Origin of the sequence: Streptomyces sp. NPDC058534 (assembly GCF_042717365.1) — a bacterium.
In the GTDB taxonomy this organism is placed as follows: domain Bacteria; phylum Actinomycetota; class Actinomycetes; order Streptomycetales; family Streptomycetaceae; genus Streptomyces.
In genome coordinates, this window is sequence record NZ_JBHXNW010000189.1 from 1 (window position 1) to 1451 (window position 1451).

The 1451-nt window shown below is 68.9% G+C and carries 1 protein-coding gene; it reads right to left on the reverse strand.

What is annotated here, in order from left to right:
- Positions 1–1451, reverse strand: a 1451-nt coding sequence (locus tag ACFWR9_RS42700; protein ID WP_383853098.1) for a condensation domain-containing protein, incomplete at both ends; no start/stop codon positions are given.

Sequence of the window (1451 nt, forward strand, 5' to 3'; positions counted from 1 at the left end):
CAGGGTGTAGTCCGCGTACTGCACCGGCAGCGGCTCCCAACCGGGCGCACGACCGTCACACCGAGCGGCGTACGCGACCGAGATGTCCCGCGCCAACGGCCCCATCGACCATCCATCCCCCGCAACGTGATGCACCACCACCACCAGGACGTGCACACCCACACCGACCTCAACCAACAACACCCGCAACGGCACCTCAACCCCGAGATCAAACCCACGCTCGGTCTCCTCCGCCACCAGACCCGCCACCTCACCCTCGGCGGCCCGCGCGACCCGAAGCACCTCACCCACCTCTGAAGGCGCCAACACCTCCTGATACGGCTCCCCATCCACCACCGGGAACACAGTCCGCAGCACCTCATGCCGGACGACAACGTCATTCAGCGCCGCTCGCAGCGCAGCAACATCCAGCTCGCCCTCCAGCCGGAGCGCGACCGGCATGTTGTACGTCGCGCTCGGCCCCTCCAACTGCGCCAGGAACCACAACCGCCGCTGAGCAAACGACAACGCCACCCGCTCAGGCCGCTCCCACCGCACCAACCCCACCCGCGCCGGAGCCGCCTCCGCGATCCGGAGCGCCAGCCTGGCGGGAGTCGGAACCTCGAACAGGAGCCAGATACCGGCTTCGACACCCAGCCTCGAACGAATGCGGCTCACCAATCGCGTGACAAGGAGGGAGTGGCCCCCCAGTTCGAAGAAGTCGTCCTCAGGGCCCACCGTGTCCAGGCCCAGGACCTCGGCGAAGATCTCGCAGAGGATCCGCTCCTCCTCCGTGGTGGCTTCACGCCCCCCTCCGGCCAGCGCGTACTCCGGCGCCGGCAACGCCGCCCGGTCCACCTTCCCGTTCCCGGTCAGCGGCAGCCTGGTCAGCTCGACCACCACCGCAGGCACCATGTATTCCGGCAGCTGTTCGCCGACCGAGGCACGTAGCTCAGCGCTCAGTCGGCCGTCCACGCCGCCCACGCCTGAGCCCGAGCCCTCGGCCTCGCCCTCGGGAACGACATAGGCGACCAGTCGCTTGTCCCCCGGAGCATCCTCACGAGCGACCACCACCGCCTGACCCACCCCAGGATGCGCCGCCAGAACCGCCTCCACCTCACCCGGCTCCACCCGGAACCCACGCACCTTCACCTGATCATCCGCCCGGCCCACGAACACCAACTGCCCGTCCGCCGTCCACCGAGCCAGATCCCCCGTCCGATACATCCGCTCACCCGGCTCGCCGAACGGGCACGCCACGAACCGCTCCGCCGTCAACCCAGGCCGCCCGTGATAGCCGCGGGCCACACCCGTACCCGCCACATACAACTCCCCGGCAACCCCAGGCGGCACCGGCGACAGACCATCATCAAGCAGATACACCCGCGTGTTCTCCAACGGCCGGCCAATCGGCAACACCCCCGGCACCAACCCCACATCCCCCACCACCCACTGCGTCGCACACAACGTCA